The following is a 17,184-nucleotide window of genomic DNA, read 5'->3' as shown; positions in this document are numbered from 1 at the left end:
TCGTTACCGCTTACCGCTTACGGGTCAGCGGTGACCCTGCGAGCGGACGAACGACTGGACGTAGCCGTCCGCGGGCGTGCCCACGCCGGTCACGTCGTCGTAGCCCTTCACCGCGGACAGCGAGCTGTCCTTGCCGAGGCTGCGGACCGAGGTCAGCAGGCCGTCGGTGGCGTCGACGGTGTTGGCGAAGTCCACGCGCGCCACCGCCAGGCCGGAGCCCGTCGGGTTGTCGGTCACGTCGTGGTAGGCCTTCGAGCCGTACTTGGCGTAGATCGACGGGTTGGCGAAACCGATCGCCTTGCCGCCGCGCGCCTCCTGGGCCAGGGCCTGGACCGCCGCGATCACCGGGGAGGCGAGCGAGGTGCCGCCGATCCGGTACTCGCTGTACTGCACGGACCCGTCCGGGAAGGTCTGCGTCTGGCCGACCTTGAAACCGGTGTTCGGGTCGGCGATCGCCGAGATGTCCGGAACGACGCGGTTGCCGGTGGCGCTGTTGGCCGTGGCGAGCGCGTTCGGGACGACACCCTTCTGGTAGAAGGGCTCGGCCACGGTCTTGCTGGTGCCGCCGCCCGCGCCCGAGGTGAAGGCGCCGGGGAAGCTGGTCCAGCTCTTGCCGTCGGCCGACAGCGCGGCCTTCTCGGTGCCCCAGCCGGTCTCCCACAGGTACTTGTCGCCCTTGCCGACCGCCAGCGAGGTACCGCCGACCGCCGTCACCCACGCCGAGTTGGCCGGGGTGTCGACCTGCTTCGTACCGGTGTTGGCGACCTCGTCGCCGTTGTCACCGGAGGAGAAGTAGAAGCCGATGCCCTCGACCGCGCCGAGCTGGAACACCTGGTCGTAGGCGGCCGCGAGGTCCGGGGTCTGGTTGGCCTCGATGTCGCCCCACGAGTTGGAGACGATGTCGGCCAGGTGGTTGTCGACGACCTTGCTGAGCGAGTCGAGCAGATCGTCGTCGAAGCAGGACGCGGCACCCACGTACGTGATGTTCGCGTCCGGCGCCACCGCGTGCACGGCCTCGACGTCGAGGGTCTCCTCGCCGTACCAGCCGGACGCGTCACAGGCCTCGGTCTGCGTGTAGTCCGAGGGGAGCACCTGCTTGAGCTGGCTGGTGCTGTACTTCTTGTCGCCGTGGTTCTTCGCGTAGGTGGCCGCGTCGAAGGCGATCGTCGGCGAGGCGTAGGCGTCGGTGATGGCGACGCGCACGCCCTTGCCCGTGTACTTGCCGGCGCCGTAGGCCGCCCGCAACTGCTTGCCGGTGTAACCCTGGACGGCGTACGGGATCTTCTTGCCGTACGCCGACGGCAGCGTGGTCGCGGTGTTGGAGCCGTAGTACGAGGAGAACGGCCCCGAGTTCTTGAACACCGCGGTCGGACCCGGCAGCGCGTCGTCGTGGTTCGCCTTGTGCGGGGCGTTGTCCAGACCGGTCACGGTCAGGACGGCACCGTTGAGGCTGTCCGGCGCGGAGGCGGTCTTCGACGGGGCGCGGTAGGTCTTCGAGCCCTTCGAGTAGTTGTGCAGCGAGGTGCTGAACGCCTTCTCGACCGCGGCCACGTCACCGGAGACCGTGACGTAGTGCTGCGTGGTGCCGGTGACCTTCAGCCCGGCGGACTTCAGCCAGGACTTGACGGCGGTCACCTGGGCCGTCGTGGCGCCGAAGCGCTGCTGCACCTGAGCGGCGCTCAGGTACTTGCCGTACAGGGCCGAACTCGGGTCCGAGACGGACTTGGCGTACGCCGCGAGGCCGGACGCGTTCCGGCCGGCGAGGTAGACCCGGGCGGAGACCTGGGAGCTGTCGGAGGTCGCTCCCTTGTCCGCCTTGGCCGTCGCCCACGCGGGCTTGGTGCCCGCGAGCGTGTCCCGGCCCGGGCTGTCCGCGGCGTGCGCCGCGGGTATGCCGAGCGCCAGTGCACCGGCGATCATGGGCAGTGTCGCTGCCATGCTCACGCCGGCGCGCATGGTGGCGCGATTGGATCTCATAAAACCCCCTGCTATGCGGTTCGACGCATGGAGTGGTTGGTCGTCGTCGATCCGTACGGAACCCGCGGCGGGAGGGTCCGGGATGGATCACACGTGGGGGCCACTCTTTCGACGAACCGTTCATGCAAGGGGAACGCGAAAGTCAAGAGAAGCCCAAGGAACCGTCACCCAGGGCGATTTGGTGGCTTTTTTCCTTACGGGCGTGTAACGAACGACCGGGGATGCTTTACGAACGCGCTTTTGCGCCACGCTCCTTGAGCATGTCGGCCATCAACTGGATCTCCGACTGCTGCGCGTCGACCATTCCCTGCGCCAGTCGCTTCTCCACCCCCACCCGGCACTTGTCCACACACCCCTCGGCCATGTGGATACCGCCCTTGTGATGGTCCGTCATGAGCTGCAGGAAGAACACCTCGGCGGGCTTGCCGCTCAGTGAATTCAGCTTCGTCAGCTCGGAGTTGGTCGCCATCCCGGGCATCAGCGAGCCGTCCTTGCCGGACGCCATGTCGCCCATGCCCATCCAGGTCATCGGCGGGTCCGCGGACACCTTCGGCAGCCCCCACAGGTCCAACCAGCCCAGCAGCATGCCCCGTTGGTTGGCCTGCGTCTGCGCGATGTCGTATGCAAGGCGCCGTACTTCCACGTTCTTCGTACGGTCCCGGACGATGTACGACATCTCGACGGCCTGCTGATGATGGACCGCCATGTCCCGCGCGAACCCGGCGTCCGCCGAATCGGCCGCAGGAGTACGGGAGTTGCTCGAACCGCTGCCGCCGCCGTCCTCGGCGACCGCGTAGGTGATCGCGCCGCCCGCGACCAGTACGGCGGCCGCGGCACCCGCGACCCACCCGACGTACGCCCTCACGTCACATCGTCCCGCCGGTGCACGAGGCACCCGGCTCGGGAGTCTGGCTGCCCTGCACGAACTTCTCGAAGAACGTGTTGACGGCCGGGTCGCTCGCGCTCTTCACGGTCCGCTGGTGCCCCCACGCCGACAGCATGATCGGGTCCTTCTGGCTGTCGTACGGACTCATCAGCGAGTACGGCGTCGTCTTCACCTTGTCCGCCAGCGCCTTGACGTCGGCCGCCGAGGCCTTCTTGTTGTACGTCACCCAGACCGCGCCGTGCTCCAGCGCGTGCACCGCGTTCTCGTCCTTGACGGCCTTGGTGTAGACGTTCCCGTTGCAGTTCAGCCAGACCGGGTTGTGGTTGCCGCCCACCGGCGGGTGCATCGGGTAGTTCAGCGTGCCGGTGACATGGGTGCGGCCCAGCGTCCCCTTCCAGGTGTTCACACCGTCCGCGCCGGCGACGAAGTGCCCCGAACCGCCGCCCTTGGAGTCGCTCGCGGAGCTGTCCTTCTTGCCGGACTGCGCGTGCACGACGGCGACCCCGCCGACGACGAGACCGGCGACGACCACCGCGCTCGCCGCGATCTTCACGATCCGGCCGCGCCGCTCGCGGGACTGCTCGGCGCGCCGCATCTCCTCGATGCGCGCCTTGCGCGCCGCGGAACCGGTGTTCTTGGCGGAACCCATGAGGTATGTGTCCTTTTGGGGGAAGGGACAGGAAGGTCGGGCGTTGCCGATCGTAGTGGGGAGGAACGGGTTCTCGTAGGGCGCCCACAGCAAAGCGGGGAGAACGCCGGATTCACCCCCGGACCAGGTATGACGAATGTCGGTTCGAGCAGGCAAGATGGTCAGAAGCCGGGCAACAGCGCAGGACACCTGCCGTACGCGAGGCGTTCAGCCCGAGGTCGGCCTGCCGATCATGGTCGGCAACGCGCACGAAATGGTGTTGTGGTGGGATGCTCAGGTGCCCGACCGCCTCCTGCGGTACGAGGACAGGCGGCCTGACCAGCAAGGATGGGGAAGCGGAAGATGGACAAGCAGCAGGAGTTCGTGCTCCGGACACTGGAGGAGCGCGACATCCGGTTCGTACGGCTGTGGTTCACGGACGTGCTGGGCTTCCTCAAGTCCGTCGCCGTGGCCCCCGCCGAGCTGGAACAGGCCTTCGACGAGGGCATCGGCTTCGACGGCTCCGCGATCGAGGGCTTCGCCCGGGTCTACGAGTCCGACATGATCGCCAAGCCGGACCCCTCCACCTTCCAGGTCCTGCCGTGGCGCGCGGAGGCACCCGGCACGGCCCGCATGTTCTGCGACATCCTCATGCCGGACGGCTCCCCGTCCTTCGCGGACCCGCGGTACGTGCTCAAGCGCGCCCTCGCCAAGACCTCCGACCTGGGTTTCACCTTCTACACCCACCCGGAGATCGAGTTCTTCCTCCTGAAGGACCGCCCCCTGGACGGCTCGCGCCCGACGCCCGCCGACAACTCCGGCTACTTCGACCACACCCCGCAGAACGTGGGCATGGACTTCCGCCGCCAGGCGATCACCATGCTGGAGTCGATGGGCATCTCGGTGGAGTTCTCCCACCACGAGGGCGCACCGGGCCAGCAGGAGATCGACCTCCGCTACGCCGACGCGCTCTCCACGGCGGACAACATCATGACCTTCCGCCTGGTCATGAAGCAGGTCGCGCTGGAGCAGGGCGTGCAGGCGACGTTCATGCCGAAGCCGTTCTCGGAACACCCGGGCAGCGGCATGCACACGCACCTCTCCCTCTTCGAGGGCGACCGGAACGCGTTCTACGAGTCGGGCTCGGAGTACCAGCTCTCCAAGGTCGGCCGCTCCTTCATCGCGGGCCTGCTGAAGCACGCGGGGGAGATCTCCGCGATCACCAACCAGTGGGTCAACTCCTACAAGCGCATCTGGGGCGGCTCCGAGCGCACGGCCGGCGCCGGCGGCGAGGCCCCCTCGTACATCTGCTGGGGCCACAACAACCGCTCGGCCCTGGTCCGCGTCCCGATGTACAAGCCCGGCAAGACGGGTTCGGCACGGGTCGAGGTCCGATCCCTGGACTCGGGCGCGAACCCGTACCTGGCCTACGCCCTCCTCCTCGCCTCCGGCCTCAAGGGCATCGAAGAGGGCTACGAACTCCCCCCGGGCGCCGAGGACGACGTCTGGGCCCTCTCCGACGCGGAACGCCGCGCGATGGGCATCGAGCCCCTGCCCCAGAACCTGGGCGAGGCCCTGACCCTGATGGAGCGGAGCGACCTGGTCGCCGAGACGCTGGGCGAGCACGTCTTCGACTTCTTCCTGCGCAACAAGCGGCAGGAGTGGGAGGAGTACCGCTCCGAGGTGACGGCGTTCGAGCTTCGGAAGAACTTGCCGGTGCTGTAGCGCTGCGCGCCCCTTCCGGGGCGCGCCCTAGTCGACGTACGCGGGAGACACCGCCGCGGTGCTGATGCGCCGCGGCTTTCCCGTGCCGTTCGCAGGGACGCTGTACAGGTCCGCCCCATAGTCCCCGGGCATCGCGTAGACGACCGTGTGGTCGTCCCTCCACACCGCCTGGTCGTCCACGCTTCTCGACTCCGCCAGCGGGGTTTCGCGCATCGTGCGGAGGTCGAGTACGTACAGATGCCACGGGGCGTCCTTCGGGAGGCCCTTCACGCGTTTCTTGAAGGCGATCCTCGTGCCGTCGGGGGACAGGGACGGGCATTCGACGTTGGTGTGGATCGTGGTGACCGTGCGGGTGTGCAGGTCGCCCCGCACCAGATATGTGCTGCCCTTCGTCGCCAGCGTCGCGTAGAACGTGCGGTCGTCCGCCGCGAAGGTCACGCCCCAGAAGTTGACGTCGGCCGCGTGGTAGATGTGTCCGTCCTTGAGGATGCGGAAGGACTCCAGGGACGGGATCAGATGGCCCGTCCTGGTGTCGACGATCGCCGCTCGCGTCGAGAAGTTCGTGCCGGCGTAGGAGTCGCCGCCGACGAATGCCGTCCACGCGGCGAAGTGGCCCGTGGGGGAGACCCGGGCGCGGGAGGGGATGCCGGGGACGTCGTAGCGGGCCGTCTCCTTGAGGTGGGCGTCGAGGATCAGCGCGCGGTAGGTGTCCGTGACCGTGCCGTGGACCGCCTGGAGGCAGACTCCGGTGCCCGAACTCGCGTAAAAGCGCAGGCACTTGAGGCCCGAGGCGATGCGGGGGCCGGCGGGGTTCGACGCCGGGACCGTGGTGAGTTCGTCGCGGTGTGGGCCCCATGCCATGTTGCGGAACACCATGCGGTCGGGGTCGGTCAGGGTGATCCGGCCCGCCGTGATCTTCGGGCCGCCGGGCTGGGTCTCGTTCCGCCGCTCGGACCGGGCGGACGCGTGCAGGACCGAGGCCGTGGCCACTGCGGCGAGTACGGCCACGGCGGCGAGGAGGACCAGGATGCGGCTGCGCAGGGTCATGAGACGGGCTCCGGGACTGATCGGCCGGGGCGGAGCGTCAGGGCGAACGCCGCGCAGCCCGCCAGCGCCACCGCCGACGCCATGAGCGCCGTACGGTCGCCCCACAGCGTCCACGCCGCACCGAAGCCCAGCGAGCACACGAACCGCGCCGCCGCCTGGCCCGTCTGCACCAACGCCAGCCCCGACGACCGCAGTTCCTCCGGCACGCTGTCCGAGGCCGCCGCCATCAGCACGCCGTCGGTCGCCGCGTAGAAGGCGCCGTGCAGGAGGAGGACGGCGTAGGGGAGGGCCGTGCCGTGCCAGGAGGTGAGTAGGAGGGCGTACGCCGTGAGGAGGGCTCCGTGGCCCGCCAGGAACACCTGCCAGCGGCCGACACGGTCCGCGAGCCGGCCCAGTGGTACGGCCAGCAGCAGGAACGCCGCCGCCGTGCCCAGCGGCAGCAGCGCGAACCAGCGGTCGGGGACGCCGAGGCGCCGTTGCAGCAGCAGGTAGACGAAGGAGTCGCTGACCGTCGCGAGGCCGAGGAGGAGTGCGCAGACGGTGATACGGCGCAGGTCGCGGCGGGCGAGGAGGGCGAAGGCGGCGCGGAGGGTGGGGCGTACAGCCTTCTCCCCTACGGCCCTTTCCCCTACGACCCTCTCCCGTACGGCTTTCTCCGTGCGGGGCGCGGCAGTTGACGACGATCCCGGCACGAACAGCACCAGCACCAGGACGCCGACCACCGCCACGCAGAAGCTCACCGTGAACACCGCGTCGTAGCCGTCCACCGTCGCCCGGAGGATCAGGAACGCCACCAGCGGGCCGAGCAGCGCGCCCGCCGTGTCCATCGCGCGGTGTACCCCGAAGGCACGACCCCGGTTCTCCGGGGTGGAGGAGAGGGAGATCAGCGCGTCGCGCGGTGCCGTGCGCAGGCCCTTGCCCGTGCGGTCGGCGGCGAGGATCAGACCGATGGGAGTGAGGGTGTGGGCGAGCAGGAGGAGAGGCTTGCAGGCCGCCGAGACGGCGTAGCCCACGCCCGCTACCCACTTGTGCCGGCCGCCGCCCCGGTCGGCGAGGTGACCGCCGACCAGGCGGACTAGGGCCGAGAAGCCGTTGTAGATGCCGTCCAGGAGACCGAAGCCCAGTGGGGAGAGGCCCAGGCCCGTCACCAGGTACAGCGGGAGGACCGCGGTCACCATCTCGGACGACACGTCGGTGATCAGGCTGACCGCGCCGAGGGCGAAGACCGTGGGGGCGACCACGGCGGACACCCGCGCCGGAGTACCCGTAGTACTCGCGGTGGTGCTTCCGGCGTTGGCGCGGCTGTCCGCCACGTACATCTCAGGACGCCCAGATGCCGGTGATGTCGGCGGCCGAGGCCGCGTTGCCCGCGTGGGTGGTCAGGCCCTGGGAGTCCTCCAGGGTCCGCAGCAGGTTGTAGTGGTTGTACGTGGTCGAGGACGTCGAACCGGCCTTCACCGGCTGGCCGTAGAAGACCGTCGGGATGCGGTTGCCGCTGAGCAGGTTGTCCTCGTCGAAGGTGACGACGAGCAGGCTGTTGTGGGTCTTGGCCCACGTGGCGTACGCGCCGAGGTTGTTCTTCAGCCAGGTGTCACCGGTCGCCACCGAGCAGTCGTGCATGTCGCTGCACAGGTTGGGGGTGACGAAGGAGAGGTCGGGGAGGGCCGTGTAGTCCGTCGGGAACTGCGTGAACGTCTTCGCCGTGGACGTCGCGACGTTCGAGAAGCCGAACCACGGGTTGTGCTTACGCGCGTAGGTGCCGCTGCTGCACGTCGTCGAACCCTGGCTCGGCAGCGTCTCGTTGTAGCTCGCCCAACTGCCACCCGCGGCGGTCACCTCGGAGGCGAGGTTCGCGGCCGAGGAGAAGCCGGCCGTGTAGCAACTGTCGCTGGTGATGCCCTGGGTGGAGCCGGAGAACAGGGCGAAGTAGTTCGGCTGGCTCGGGTGGGTGATCCCGTACGACTGGGTGAGGGCGGCGCCGCCGGTCGCGAGCGAGTTGATGTAGGGGGCACTGGAGGAGCCGATGACCTGGCTGTAGGCGTGGTTCTCCATCACCACCACGACGACGTGGTCCGGGGTCGGCACCACGGTCGCGGCGTGCGCGGCCGAGACGGTGCCGAAGCCGGTCCAGACCCCGACGGCGGCTGCCGAGAAGGCGAGCGCGGACGCCACGACGGCGCGGCTGCGGCGGTACGCGGAACCAACGGAACCAACGGAACTGCCAGAACTGCCAGAACTGCCGGAATTGCCAGAACTGCCGGACACTTCAACCTCCGGGTGGGGGGGGAGGACGGGGGTGACGGTGCGGACAGAGCATGCACACGCCAAAATGCCCGCATCCCACCGCTCCCAACCCGATGGATGAAGAAGTGGTGAACTGCTGTCGGTGGCGAACTACTGCTGCGGCCCCGCCAGTTGAGCCAGCACCTGGTGCAGCGGCTCGGTCGCCCGCTTCCGGTACTCCTGGATCGCCCAGCCGTTGCCGTCCGGGTCCTTGAAGTACATGAACGTCGCCCCGTCCTGCGGCGCGAACTGCACCGGCTCACTGACCTCGAGCCCGCGCGCGGTCAGCTCGTCGTAGGCCGCCTTCGCGTCCTGCACGCACAACTGCATGCCGTGGTACGTCCCGGGCTGCGGGGTACCGGTGGGCACCTGCAACCCGTCCACGAGGGCGATGGAACACCCGGACCCCGGCGGCGTGAGCTGCACGATCCGCACGCCCTCCATCACCTCACCGTCGAGATCGACATGGAAGCCGACCTTGTCCTGGTAGAACGCCTTGGCCCGGTCCACGTCCGAGACGGGCAGCAGGATCACTTCGAGGGTCATGTCCATGGCTTGACTCCTTTGTCAGGCGTGTCACTCGAACCGCCACCGCGTCTGGCTGAACGGCTCCCCCTTACCGAAGCCGAAAACCGTGCGGGGCGCCACAGCGAACACAAAGGCGTGCCCGGAACCGTGATGGAAGGCCCCGTCCCGCACGTCGAAGTGCCAGAAACTGCCGTACTTCGCCTCCCACGCGGCGGCCAGCTCCCGCAGCCGGTCCTCGTCCACGACCCGCACCGCCGCACCCTCGACGACCAGGTCGTACCCCGTGTCGACGGTGTTCGTGCCGGTCGTCAGCACGACGTGCGGATTGCCGGCGAGGTTGAGCGCCTTGCGCTCCTCGGGGCCGGTGCAGAAGTGCAGCGCCCCGTCCGCCCACACCGCCGGCAGGGGCGTCACATGCGGCCGCCCGTCCGGCCGTACCGTCGAGATCCAGAACAGCTCGGCCTCGTCGAGCCGCGCCTGGGCCGTGGCCCAGTCGGTCGCGGTGGCCGCCGGGTCGCTGTAGCGGGGGTCGAGACGGGTACGCGGTTCCTTGTAGGTCATCGGCTTCTCCCTGAGTCGTCGGTCGTCCCCTACGGGAGACCCCGTACCCCGCCCGAACTCATCGCCGCACGCCCCGGCGCCCCCGCCCGCACCTGCGGTTAGGCTCGGGACGTCACGATCTAGATCGGAACGACGTAGATCCGAATGATCTGGATCCGAACGACCCAGATCCGCACGACCTTGATCCGAGGGAGGCCGAGGATGACGGCGCCGGGGCGCAGGAGCAGCACCTTCACGCGACTGCTGCGGCACGGCTTCACCGATCCCTCCGCCGCCGAGCGGCTCCTGGAGAGCGCGGAGCTGGCGCCGATAAGGAACGACCCGGTCCTGCTGGAGGCCCTCGGCGCCACCGCCGACCCCGACCTGGCCCTCCAGGGTCTCGTACGGCTCCTGGAGGCGCAGCCCGAGCCCACCGCCCGGCGTGAGCTGACGGACACGCTGATCGCGGCGAAACCCCTACGGGACCGGCTGCTCGGCGTGCTCGGTGCCTCCTCCGCCCTGGGGGACCACCTCGCCCGGCACCCGCGCGACTGGCACGCCCTCGTCATGTACGAGCCGCGCGACCTCCACCCCGGGGTGGAGGAGTTCGAGCGCGGGCTGGCGGAGGCCACCGATCCCGTCGCCCTCCGTGTCGCCTACCGCCGCTGCCTGCTGTCCATCGCCGCCCGTGACGTGTGCGGCACCACCGACCTCGCCCAGACCGCCGCCGAACTCGCCGACCTCGCCACCGCCACCCTGCGCGCAGCCCTCGCCATCGCGAGCGCCGCCGCGCCCGACGACGCCGCGCTGTGCCGGCTCGCGGTGATCGCGATGGGCAAGTGCGGCGGCCACGAGCTGAATTACATCTCCGACGTCGACGTGATCTTCGTCGGCGAGGCCGTCGAGGGCGCCGACGAGGGCAAGGCGGTCCGCGCCGCCACCAAGCTCGCCGCGCACATGATGCGGGTCTGCTCCGAGACCACCGTCGAGGGCTCCATCTGGCCCGTCGACGCCAACCTGCGCCCCGAGGGCCGCAACGGGCCCCTGGTCCGCACCCTCGCCAGCCACCTCGCCTACTACCAACGCTGGGCGAAGACATGGGAGTTCCAGGCCCTGCTCAAGGCCCGCCCGGTGGCCGGCGACCTCGCGCTCGGCGAGGAGTACGTCGCCGCCCTCGAACCCCTCGTGTGGCAGGCGGCCGAGCGCGAGAACTTCGTCACCGACGTGCAGAAGATGCGCCGCCGTGTCGTCGAGAACATCCCCGTCGCCGAGATCGACCGCGAACTGAAGCTCGCCCCCGGCGGCCTGCGCGATGTCGAATTCGCCGTCCAGCTCCTCCAGTTGGTGCACGGCCGCGCCGACACCTCGCTGCGCAGCGGCACCACGCTCGTCGCGCTGGAGGCCCTCGCCGCCGGCGGCTACGTCGGCCGCGAGGACGCCGCCCGCCTCGACGACGCCTACCGCTTCCTGCGCACGATGGAACACCGCATCCAGCTCTACCGGTTGCGCCGCACCCACCTGGTCCCCGTCGAGGAGGCCGACCAGCGCCGCCTCGGCCGCTCGATGGGCCTGCGCACCGACCCCGTGGCCGAGTTGAACCGCGAGTGGAAGCGCCACGCGACCGTCGTGCGACGCCTGCACGAGAAGCTCTTCTACCGTCCGCTGCTCGACGCGGTCGCCCAACTCGCCCCGGGCGAGACCAGGCTGAGCCCCAAGGCGGCCCGCGAACGCCTGGTCGCGCTCGGCTACCAGGACCCGGCCGCCGCCCTGCGCCACCTGGAGGCCCTCGCCTCCGGCGTCACCCGCAAGGCCGCCATCCAACGCACCCTGCTGCCCGTCCTGTTGGGCTGGTTCGCGGACTCCGCCGACCCGGACGCGGGCCTCCTCAACTTCCGCAAGGTCTCCGACGCGCTCGGCAAGACCCCTTGGTACCTGCGGCTGTTGAGGGACGAGGGCGCCGCCGCCGAGAACCTCGCCCGCGTGCTGTCCGCCGGCCGCCTCGCCCCCGACCTCCTCATGCGCGCCCCTGAAGCGGTCGCCCTCCTCGGCGACGGCGACGGCGGCAGCGGCCTCGAACCCCGCGAACGCGCCCACCTGGACCAGGAGATACTGGCCGCGGTCGGCCGCGCCGACGACGCCGTCCAGGCCGTCACCTTCGCCCGCGGCGTCCGCCGCCGCGAACTCTTCCGTACGGCCGCCTTCGACATCGTCGGCTCCTACGGCACCGAGACCCAGCCCGTCGAGGCCGACCAGGGCGCCCTCGTCGACCGGGTCGGCGGCGCCGTCTCCGACCTCACCGCCGCAACCCTCGCCGGCACGCTGCGCGCGGTGGTCCGAGAGGGCTGGGGCGACACCCTCCCCACCCGCTTCGCCGTCATCGGCATGGGCCGCTTCGGCGGCCACGAACTGGGCTACGGCTCCGACGCGGACGTCCTGTTCGTGCACGAACCCCGCGAGGGCGTGCCCGAGCGCGAGGCCTCCGAGGCCGCCAACAAGGTCGTCTCCGAGATGCGCCGACTGCTCCAGGTCGCCAGCTCGGACCCGCCGCTGCTGATCGATGCGGATCTCCGTCCGGAGGGCAAGTCGGGGCCGCTCGTACGGTCGTTGAACTCCTACGAGGCGTACTACCGCCGGTGGTCGCTGGTTTGGGAGTCGCAGGCGTTGTTGCGGGCCGAACCCGTCGCCGGGGACGAGGAGTTGGGGCGGCGGTTCATTGAGCTGATCGATCCTTTGCGGTACCCGGCGGAAGGGCTCGGGGATGACGCCGTACGGGAGATTCGGCGGTTGAAGGCTCGGATGGAGTCGGAGCGGTTGCCTCGTGGCGCGGACCCGACCCTGCACACCAAGCTGGGGCGTGGGGGGCTCTCCGACGTCGAGTGGACCGTGCAGCTCATGCAGTTGCAGCACGGGTGGGCGGAGCCGGGGTTGCGTACGACGCGTACTCGGGCGGGGCTTGCTGCGGCGTGTGCGGCTGAGCTCATTTCGGCCGAGGACGCTTTGGTACTGGACGAGGCTTGGGTGTTGGCCACGCGGGTTCGTAACGCGGTGATGCTTGTGCGGGGGCGGGCCGGCGATACGTTCCCGTCTGATCCGCGTGAACTTGCCGCGGTGGGAAGGTACTTGGGGTACGGGCCTGGGCATGTGGGGGACATGCTTGATGACTATCGGCGTACTACTCGTCGGGCTCGGGGTGTGGTGGACGTGTTGTTCTACGGGGCCTAGGTGGGTTGTTCGTTGGCTGACCGCCGGTGGGGGCTGGTCGCGCCCGCGCGGCGGAGCCGCAAATGTCACAGCCCCGCGCCCCTGAAAGCAAAAGCCTTCACTGGGCGGTGTCTTGTAAGGGCCACGCCCGCCAGGACCACCGCCATGCCCGCCAGCACCCGCAGCCCCACCTTCTCGTCCAGCAGCACCGCGCCCAGCGTTACCGACACAACTGGCAGTAGATATCCGACCGTTGCCGCGCTCGTTGCGCCCTCGTCGGCGATCAGACGGTAGTTGAGGTAGAAGGTCACGCCTGTGCCCAGGACGCCGAGGGCGGTCACCGCCAGGAGGGCCGTGAGGTCGGCGTGTACGGGGCCGGCGGCGGGGAGGGCGAGGGTCGTCCAGGCCGTCGCCGCCATCAGTTGGGCCGCCGACATCGCCAACGGGGCCTGGCCCGCGGTGAGTTTGCGGGCCATGTAGGCGAAGGCCACGGCGTAGCTCACGGCGGCGCCCAGCAGGGCCAGGGCGCCCCAACTGAGCAGGCCCGAGCGGTGCCAGGGGGCGAAGATCAGGACCGTGCCCGCGAAGCCCAGGAGGAGTCCGGTCAGGCGGGCTCGGCCGAGGCCGCGGTCGGTGCCGAGCGTGACGCCGATCAGCAAAGACCACAAGGGAGTTGTGGCGTTCAGGACGCCCGCGACGCCGGAGTCGACGGTCTGCTCGCCCACGCTGAACAGGGCGAACGGGACGGCGTTGCAGAACAGGGCGGCCACCGTGAGTCGGCCCCAGGTCGTGCGGTCGCGCGGCAGGCGCTGGCCGGCCGTGCGAGCCAGGGCCAGTAGCACCAGCGTGCCCAGGGCGCAGCGGGTGATCGTGATCTGCGCGGGGGAGAGGCCGTGGTTCAGGGCGAGTTTGATCCAGAGGAAGCCCGAACCCCACAGGAGGGCGAGCACGGCCATGCGGAGTGTCGAGGCGGGCTGCATGGGTCCACGGTCGGACAGCCGGACCTTTCAGGACAAGCGAAAGGTTCTACAGTCACTGTTAACCTCAGCTACATGCTTGATGTGCGACGCATGCAGGTCCTGCGGGCCGTGGTGGGCAGCGGGTCGGTGACCGCGGCGGCGGCCCGGCTCGGATACACCCCGTCCGCCGTCAGCCAGCAGGTCGGGGCGCTGGAGAAGGAGGCCGGCACCGCGCTCCTGGAGCGGGTCGGGCGCGGGGTGCGGCCCACGGCGGCCGGGCTGCTGCTCACCGGGTACGCGGACGCGATCGCCGGGCAGGTCGCCGAGGCGGAGACGGCGCTGGCGGACCTGGTGGCCGGCCGCACGGGACGGCTCGCGGTCCGCTACTTCGCGACTGCCGGGGCTGCCCTGGTCGCCCCGGCCGTGGCCCGGCTCCGCGCCGAACACCCCGGAGTCCAGCTCGACTTGAAGCTGACCGACCCCGCGGATCCACTGCCCGAGGTGAAGGAGGGGCGGGCGGATGTCGCGCTCGTGGTCGGGGCGGCCGGGGCGTCCGCGGGCATGGAGGGCGTACGGCTGGTGAAGCTGCTCGAAGACCCGTATCTCGCCGTGCTGCCCAAGGGGCACCGGCTGGCCGCGCGGCGGAGTGTGGAGCTGGGGGAGCTGGCGGGAGAGTCCTGGGTCGGCAGTGAGTGGCCGGGGCCGTGTCTCGACGCCCAGCTCGGCGCGTGCGAGGCGGCGGGGTTCCGGCCGAGGTTCGCGGTCCAGAGCGAGGACTACGTGACGGCTCAGGGTTTCGTCGCGGCCGGCCTCGGGGTGACCCTGATTCCCCGGCTGGGGCTCGGCAGCCGTCACCCGGACGTGGTTGTACGGGTCGTACGGGACCCGGAGCCGGTGCGGACCATCCACGCGGCCGTCCGCGAGACGGCGCCGCCCCAGCTTGCCCTGCGGGCGTTCCTGCGGGCGCTGCGGGACGCGGCGACCGTCGACTAGGACCCTGTCCGGCGGATCAGGTCGCAGGAAAGGGACAGTGCCTGATTGGCGCCGGTGGGCGGGGTCTGGTGCGTCCAACTGCAAGGCGGAGGAGGGAGGCGACGCGGAGCCGTCGGCGACCGACGACAACGCCGCCGGTGGGCGTGCCAGACCCCGCGTCTGCGGCATGATCCGCCGGACAGGTCCCAGCCCCTCAGGCCTTGGTGGGGAGGAGGGACCCGCCCGCTTGCCGTACCGCCACCGCGCGCGGCAGGGCGTACGGGAACGCGCCGTACCAGAGGCGGGAGACCGTGAAGCCGAAGGCCAGGCAGAGCATGCCGCCCACCGCGTCGAGCCAGAAGTGGTTGGCGGTGGAGACGATGACCATGAGGGTCACCGCCGGGTAGAGGAGGCCCAGGACGCGGACCCAGGGGAGTTTCGCCAGGGCGAAGATCGTCAGGCCGCACCACAGGGACCAGCCGATGTGCATGGACGGCATCGCGGCGTACTGGTTCGACACGTGTTTCAGGTCGCCGGAGGCCATCGAGCCCCAGGTCTGGTGGACCATGACCGTGTCGACGAAGTGGCCGCCGGTCATGAGGCGGGGCGGGGCCAGCGGGAAGAAGTAGTAGCCGACCAGGGCCACGGCCGTCGTTGCGAAGAGGACCAGGCGGGTCGCCGCGTATCTGCCCGGATGACTGCGGAAGAGCCACACGAGGACACCCAGCGTGACCACGAAGTGCAGGGTGGCGTAGTAGTAGTTCATGCCGACGATCAGCCAAGTCACCGAGTTCACGGCGTGGTTGACCGACTGCTCGACGGCGATGCCGAGGTGGTTCTCGAGGCGCCAGATCCAGTCGGCGTTGCGCAGTGCCGCGGACTTCTGTTCCGGCACCGCGTTGCGGATCTGTGAGTACGTCCAGTAACTCACCGCGATCAGCAGGATCTCGAACCACAGCCGGGGCCGGCGCGGAGTCCGCAACCGGCGCAGAAAGCCCTGCCCCGCGGCGTCCGCGACGGGGCTCGGAACGGCTTCTTCACGGCCTTCCAATGTCGTCACGGTGGTCTCACCCATAGACACAAAGTCTGCCAGAAAAGGCTTCCGCGACCGATCATCCCTTGGTCGGGTCCGGCGCGCATGTTCTACGACGAGAAGAGTCCCCGTACTACTACCAGCGCACGGGACACGGCCGCGTTTCCTCCCCCTTGGGGACGATTCGGGGATGAGTCGGGGTGAGTCAGGGGCGCTTGCGGTCCCCGGGCGCCGACGCCGTCGAACCGCGCACCACCAGCTCCGGCATGAACACGAACTCACTGTGCGGCGCGGGCGTCCCGCCGATCTCCTCCAGCAACGTCCGTACCGCGGCCTGTCCCATCGCCGGCACCGGCTTGCGGATCGTCGTCAGGGGCGGGTCGGTGAACGCGATCAGCGGGGAGTCGTCGAAGCCCACCACCGAGACGTCCCGGGGGACCTCCAGGCCCCGCTGCCGGGCCGCCCGTATCGCGCCGAGCGCCATCATGTCGCTCGCGCACACGATCGCCGTGCAGTCGCGCTCGATCAGCGCGGCGGTAGCCGCCTGGCCGCCCTCCAGCGTGTACAGCGAGTGCTGGACGAGCCGGGTCTCCACATCCTCGGCGGTCAGGGCCAGTTGGTCCTGCATCGCGCGGACGAAGCCCTCGATCTTGCGTTGTACGGGGACGAAGCGCTTGGGGCCCAGGGCCAGTCCGATGCGGGTGTGGCCGAGCGAGACGAGGTGGGTGACGGCGAGGGTCATCGCCGCACGGTCGTCGGGGGAGATGAACGGCGCCTGCACCTTGGGCGAGAAGCCGTCCACGAGCACGAACGGCACGCCCTGCGCCCGGAGTTGCTCGTAGCGCTGCATGTCGGCGGAGGTGTCCGCGTGCAGTCCGGAGACGAAGATGATGCCGGCGACCCCGCGGTCGACCAGCATCTCGGTCAGCTCGTCCTCCGTCGACCCGCCCGGGGTCTGGGTGGCGAGCACCGGGGTGTAGCCCTGCCGGGTCAGCGCCTGGCCGATGACCTGTGCCAGGGCGGGGAATATCGGGTTCTCCAACTCCGGTGTTATCAGGCCCACCAGGCCCTCGCTGCGCTGCCGCAGCCGTACCGGACGTTCGTAGCCGAGCACGTCGAGCGCGGCGAGGACGGACTGACGGGTGGTGGCGGCGACGCCAGGCTTGCCGTTGAGGACGCGGCTGACGGTCGCTTCGCTCACCCCCGCCTGGGCGGCGATGTCGGCAAGCCGTGTGGTCACGGGAGTGGACTGTACCGGCCGTCGGCGCGCTGCGGGTTGCTGCGTCATCGCGATCCCTCGTCTTCTGGCCGGCTTCTGGTCGGCGTACGGCGTGCGGCAAGAGCTTGCAGAGTCTTGCACAAGTGTCCCCTTGCCCGCTCAGCCGCACCAGCCAAGGGTTTCGCG

At 69.9% G+C, this 17,184-nt stretch carries 14 protein-coding genes; 3 read left to right on the top strand and 11 right to left on the bottom strand.

Annotated elements, in window-relative coordinates; genetic code table 11:
• Window positions 1-24 precede the first annotated feature (24 nt).
• From OG223_RS16100 to OG223_RS16090, 3 genes are all read right to left on the bottom strand, one after another.
• Window positions 25-1,938, bottom strand: coding sequence for a S53 family peptidase (locus tag OG223_RS16100; RefSeq protein WP_329265298.1), 1,914 nt, complete (start codon window positions 1,936-1,938; stop codon window positions 25-27).
• Between the two features lie 265 nt (window positions 1,939-2,203).
• On the bottom strand, window positions 2,204-2,842 hold the full coding sequence (locus tag OG223_RS16095; protein ID WP_329248360.1) for a DUF305 domain-containing protein: 639 nt from the start codon (window positions 2,840-2,842) through the stop codon (window positions 2,204-2,206).
• Window position 2,843: 1 nt separating this feature from the next.
• Window positions 2,844-3,512, bottom strand: coding sequence for a DUF3105 domain-containing protein (locus tag OG223_RS16090; RefSeq protein ID WP_329248356.1), 669 nt, complete (start codon window positions 3,510-3,512; stop codon window positions 2,844-2,846).
• 342 nt (window positions 3,513-3,854) lie between these two features.
• Between OG223_RS16090 and glnA the strand changes: the two genes are divergently transcribed.
• Window positions 3,855-5,216 carry a type I glutamate--ammonia ligase gene (gene glnA, locus OG223_RS16085; protein WP_019064820.1) on the top strand — a complete coding sequence of 454 codons (1,362 nt, stop codon included), beginning with the start codon at window positions 3,855-3,857 and terminating at the stop codon, window positions 5,214-5,216.
• A 27-nt stretch (window positions 5,217-5,243) separates the two neighbouring features.
• Here the strand turns inward: glnA and OG223_RS16080 are convergent, their stop codons facing one another.
• The 5 genes from OG223_RS16080 to OG223_RS16060 form a co-directional block, all read right to left on the bottom strand.
• Window positions 5,244-6,263, bottom strand: a complete 1,020-nt coding sequence (locus OG223_RS16080) for a TolB family protein (RefSeq protein ID WP_329248352.1) — start codon at window positions 6,261-6,263, stop codon at window positions 5,244-5,246.
• A complete protein-coding gene (locus OG223_RS16075; protein ID WP_329248349.1) occupies window positions 6,260-7,582 on the bottom strand; it encodes an MFS transporter in 1,323 nt (440 codons plus the stop codon). The genes OG223_RS16080 and OG223_RS16075 overlap by 4 nt, the downstream gene beginning before the upstream one ends.
• A gap of 1 nt (window position 7,583) precedes the next feature.
• Window positions 7,584-8,435 carry an alkaline phosphatase family protein gene (locus OG223_RS16070; RefSeq protein WP_329248346.1) on the bottom strand — a complete coding sequence of 284 codons (852 nt, stop codon included), beginning with the start codon at window positions 8,433-8,435 and terminating at the stop codon, window positions 7,584-7,586.
• Between the two features lie 222 nt (window positions 8,436-8,657).
• Window positions 8,658-9,098, bottom strand: a complete 441-nt coding sequence (locus OG223_RS16065; RefSeq protein WP_262063037.1) for a VOC family protein — start codon at window positions 9,096-9,098, stop codon at window positions 8,658-8,660.
• 24 nt (window positions 9,099-9,122) lie between these two features.
• Window positions 9,123-9,635 carry a pyridoxamine 5'-phosphate oxidase family protein gene (locus OG223_RS16060; protein WP_329248342.1) on the bottom strand — a complete coding sequence of 171 codons (513 nt, stop codon included), beginning with the start codon at window positions 9,633-9,635 and terminating at the stop codon, window positions 9,123-9,125.
• Window positions 9,636-9,836: 201 nt separating this feature from the next.
• Here OG223_RS16060 and OG223_RS16055 point away from each other — a divergent pair, with 201 nt between their 5' ends.
• Complete coding sequence (locus OG223_RS16055) at window positions 9,837-12,836, top strand: bifunctional [glutamine synthetase] adenylyltransferase/[glutamine synthetase]-adenylyl-L-tyrosine phosphorylase (protein WP_329248339.1); 3,000 nt, start codon at window positions 9,837-9,839, stop codon at window positions 12,834-12,836.
• 65 nt (window positions 12,837-12,901) lie between these two features.
• Here the strand turns inward: OG223_RS16055 and OG223_RS16050 are convergent, their stop codons facing one another.
• Window positions 12,902-13,795 carry a DMT family transporter gene (locus OG223_RS16050; RefSeq protein ID WP_329248334.1) on the bottom strand — a complete coding sequence of 298 codons (894 nt, stop codon included), beginning with the start codon at window positions 13,793-13,795 and terminating at the stop codon, window positions 12,902-12,904.
• Between the two features lie 72 nt (window positions 13,796-13,867).
• On the opposite strand from OG223_RS16050, the gene OG223_RS16045 reads away from it, so the two are divergent.
• The gene (locus tag OG223_RS16045) at window positions 13,868-14,767 is read left to right on the top strand and encodes a LysR family transcriptional regulator (protein WP_329248331.1); all 900 of its coding nucleotides are present in this window, start codon (window positions 13,868-13,870) and stop codon (window positions 14,765-14,767) included.
• A 193-nt stretch (window positions 14,768-14,960) separates the two neighbouring features.
• On the opposite strand, the gene OG223_RS16040 is transcribed toward OG223_RS16045, so the two are convergent.
• Together OG223_RS16040 and OG223_RS16035 are read right to left on the bottom strand one after the other, a co-directional pair.
• Complete coding sequence (locus OG223_RS16040) at window positions 14,961-15,821, bottom strand: phosphatase PAP2 family protein (RefSeq protein ID WP_329248327.1); 861 nt, start codon at window positions 15,819-15,821, stop codon at window positions 14,961-14,963.
• Window positions 15,822-15,984: 163 nt separating this feature from the next.
• On the bottom strand, window positions 15,985-17,019 hold the full coding sequence (locus tag OG223_RS16035; RefSeq protein ID WP_329248324.1) for a LacI family DNA-binding transcriptional regulator: 1,035 nt from the start codon (window positions 17,017-17,019) through the stop codon (window positions 15,985-15,987).
• Window positions 17,020-17,184: the final 165 nt, after the last annotated feature.

Source organism: Streptomyces sp. NBC_01478 (assembly GCF_036227225.1).
GTDB lineage: Bacteria > Actinomycetota > Actinomycetes > Streptomycetales > Streptomycetaceae > Streptomyces.
This window is presented reverse-complemented; position numbering and strand designations above follow the sequence as displayed.

What these genes read in the sequence shown, in the direction of transcription:
- OG223_RS16045 (WP_329248331.1), top strand. Translation starts at nt 13,868, where the DNA reads ATGCTTGATGTGCGACGCATGCAGGTCCTGCGGGCCGTGGTGGGCAGC.
- OG223_RS16080 (WP_329248352.1), bottom strand. Translation starts at nt 6,263, where the DNA reads ATGACCCTGCGCAGCCGCATCCTGGTCCTCCTCGCCGCCGTGGCCGTA.
- OG223_RS16060 (WP_329248342.1), bottom strand. Translation starts at nt 9,635, where the DNA reads ATGACCTACAAGGAACCGCGTACCCGTCTCGACCCCCGCTACAGCGAC.
- OG223_RS16075 (WP_329248349.1), bottom strand. Translation starts at nt 7,582, where the DNA reads ATGTACGTGGCGGACAGCCGCGCCAACGCCGGAAGCACCACCGCGAGT.
- OG223_RS16100 (WP_329265298.1), bottom strand. Translation starts at nt 1,938, where the DNA reads ATGGCAGCGACACTGCCCATGATCGCCGGTGCACTGGCGCTCGGCATA.
- glnA (WP_019064820.1), top strand. Translation starts at nt 3,855, where the DNA reads ATGGACAAGCAGCAGGAGTTCGTGCTCCGGACACTGGAGGAGCGCGAC.
- OG223_RS16040 (WP_329248327.1), bottom strand. Translation starts at nt 15,821, where the DNA reads ATGGGTGAGACCACCGTGACGACATTGGAAGGCCGTGAAGAAGCCGTT.
- OG223_RS16050 (WP_329248334.1), bottom strand. Translation starts at nt 13,795, where the DNA reads ATGCAGCCCGCCTCGACACTCCGCATGGCCGTGCTCGCCCTCCTGTGG.
- OG223_RS16055 (WP_329248339.1), top strand. Translation starts at nt 9,837, where the DNA reads ATGACGGCGCCGGGGCGCAGGAGCAGCACCTTCACGCGACTGCTGCGG.
- OG223_RS16090 (WP_329248356.1), bottom strand. Translation starts at nt 3,512, where the DNA reads ATGGGTTCCGCCAAGAACACCGGTTCCGCGGCGCGCAAGGCGCGCATC.
- OG223_RS16065 (WP_262063037.1), bottom strand. Translation starts at nt 9,098, where the DNA reads ATGGACATGACCCTCGAAGTGATCCTGCTGCCCGTCTCGGACGTGGAC.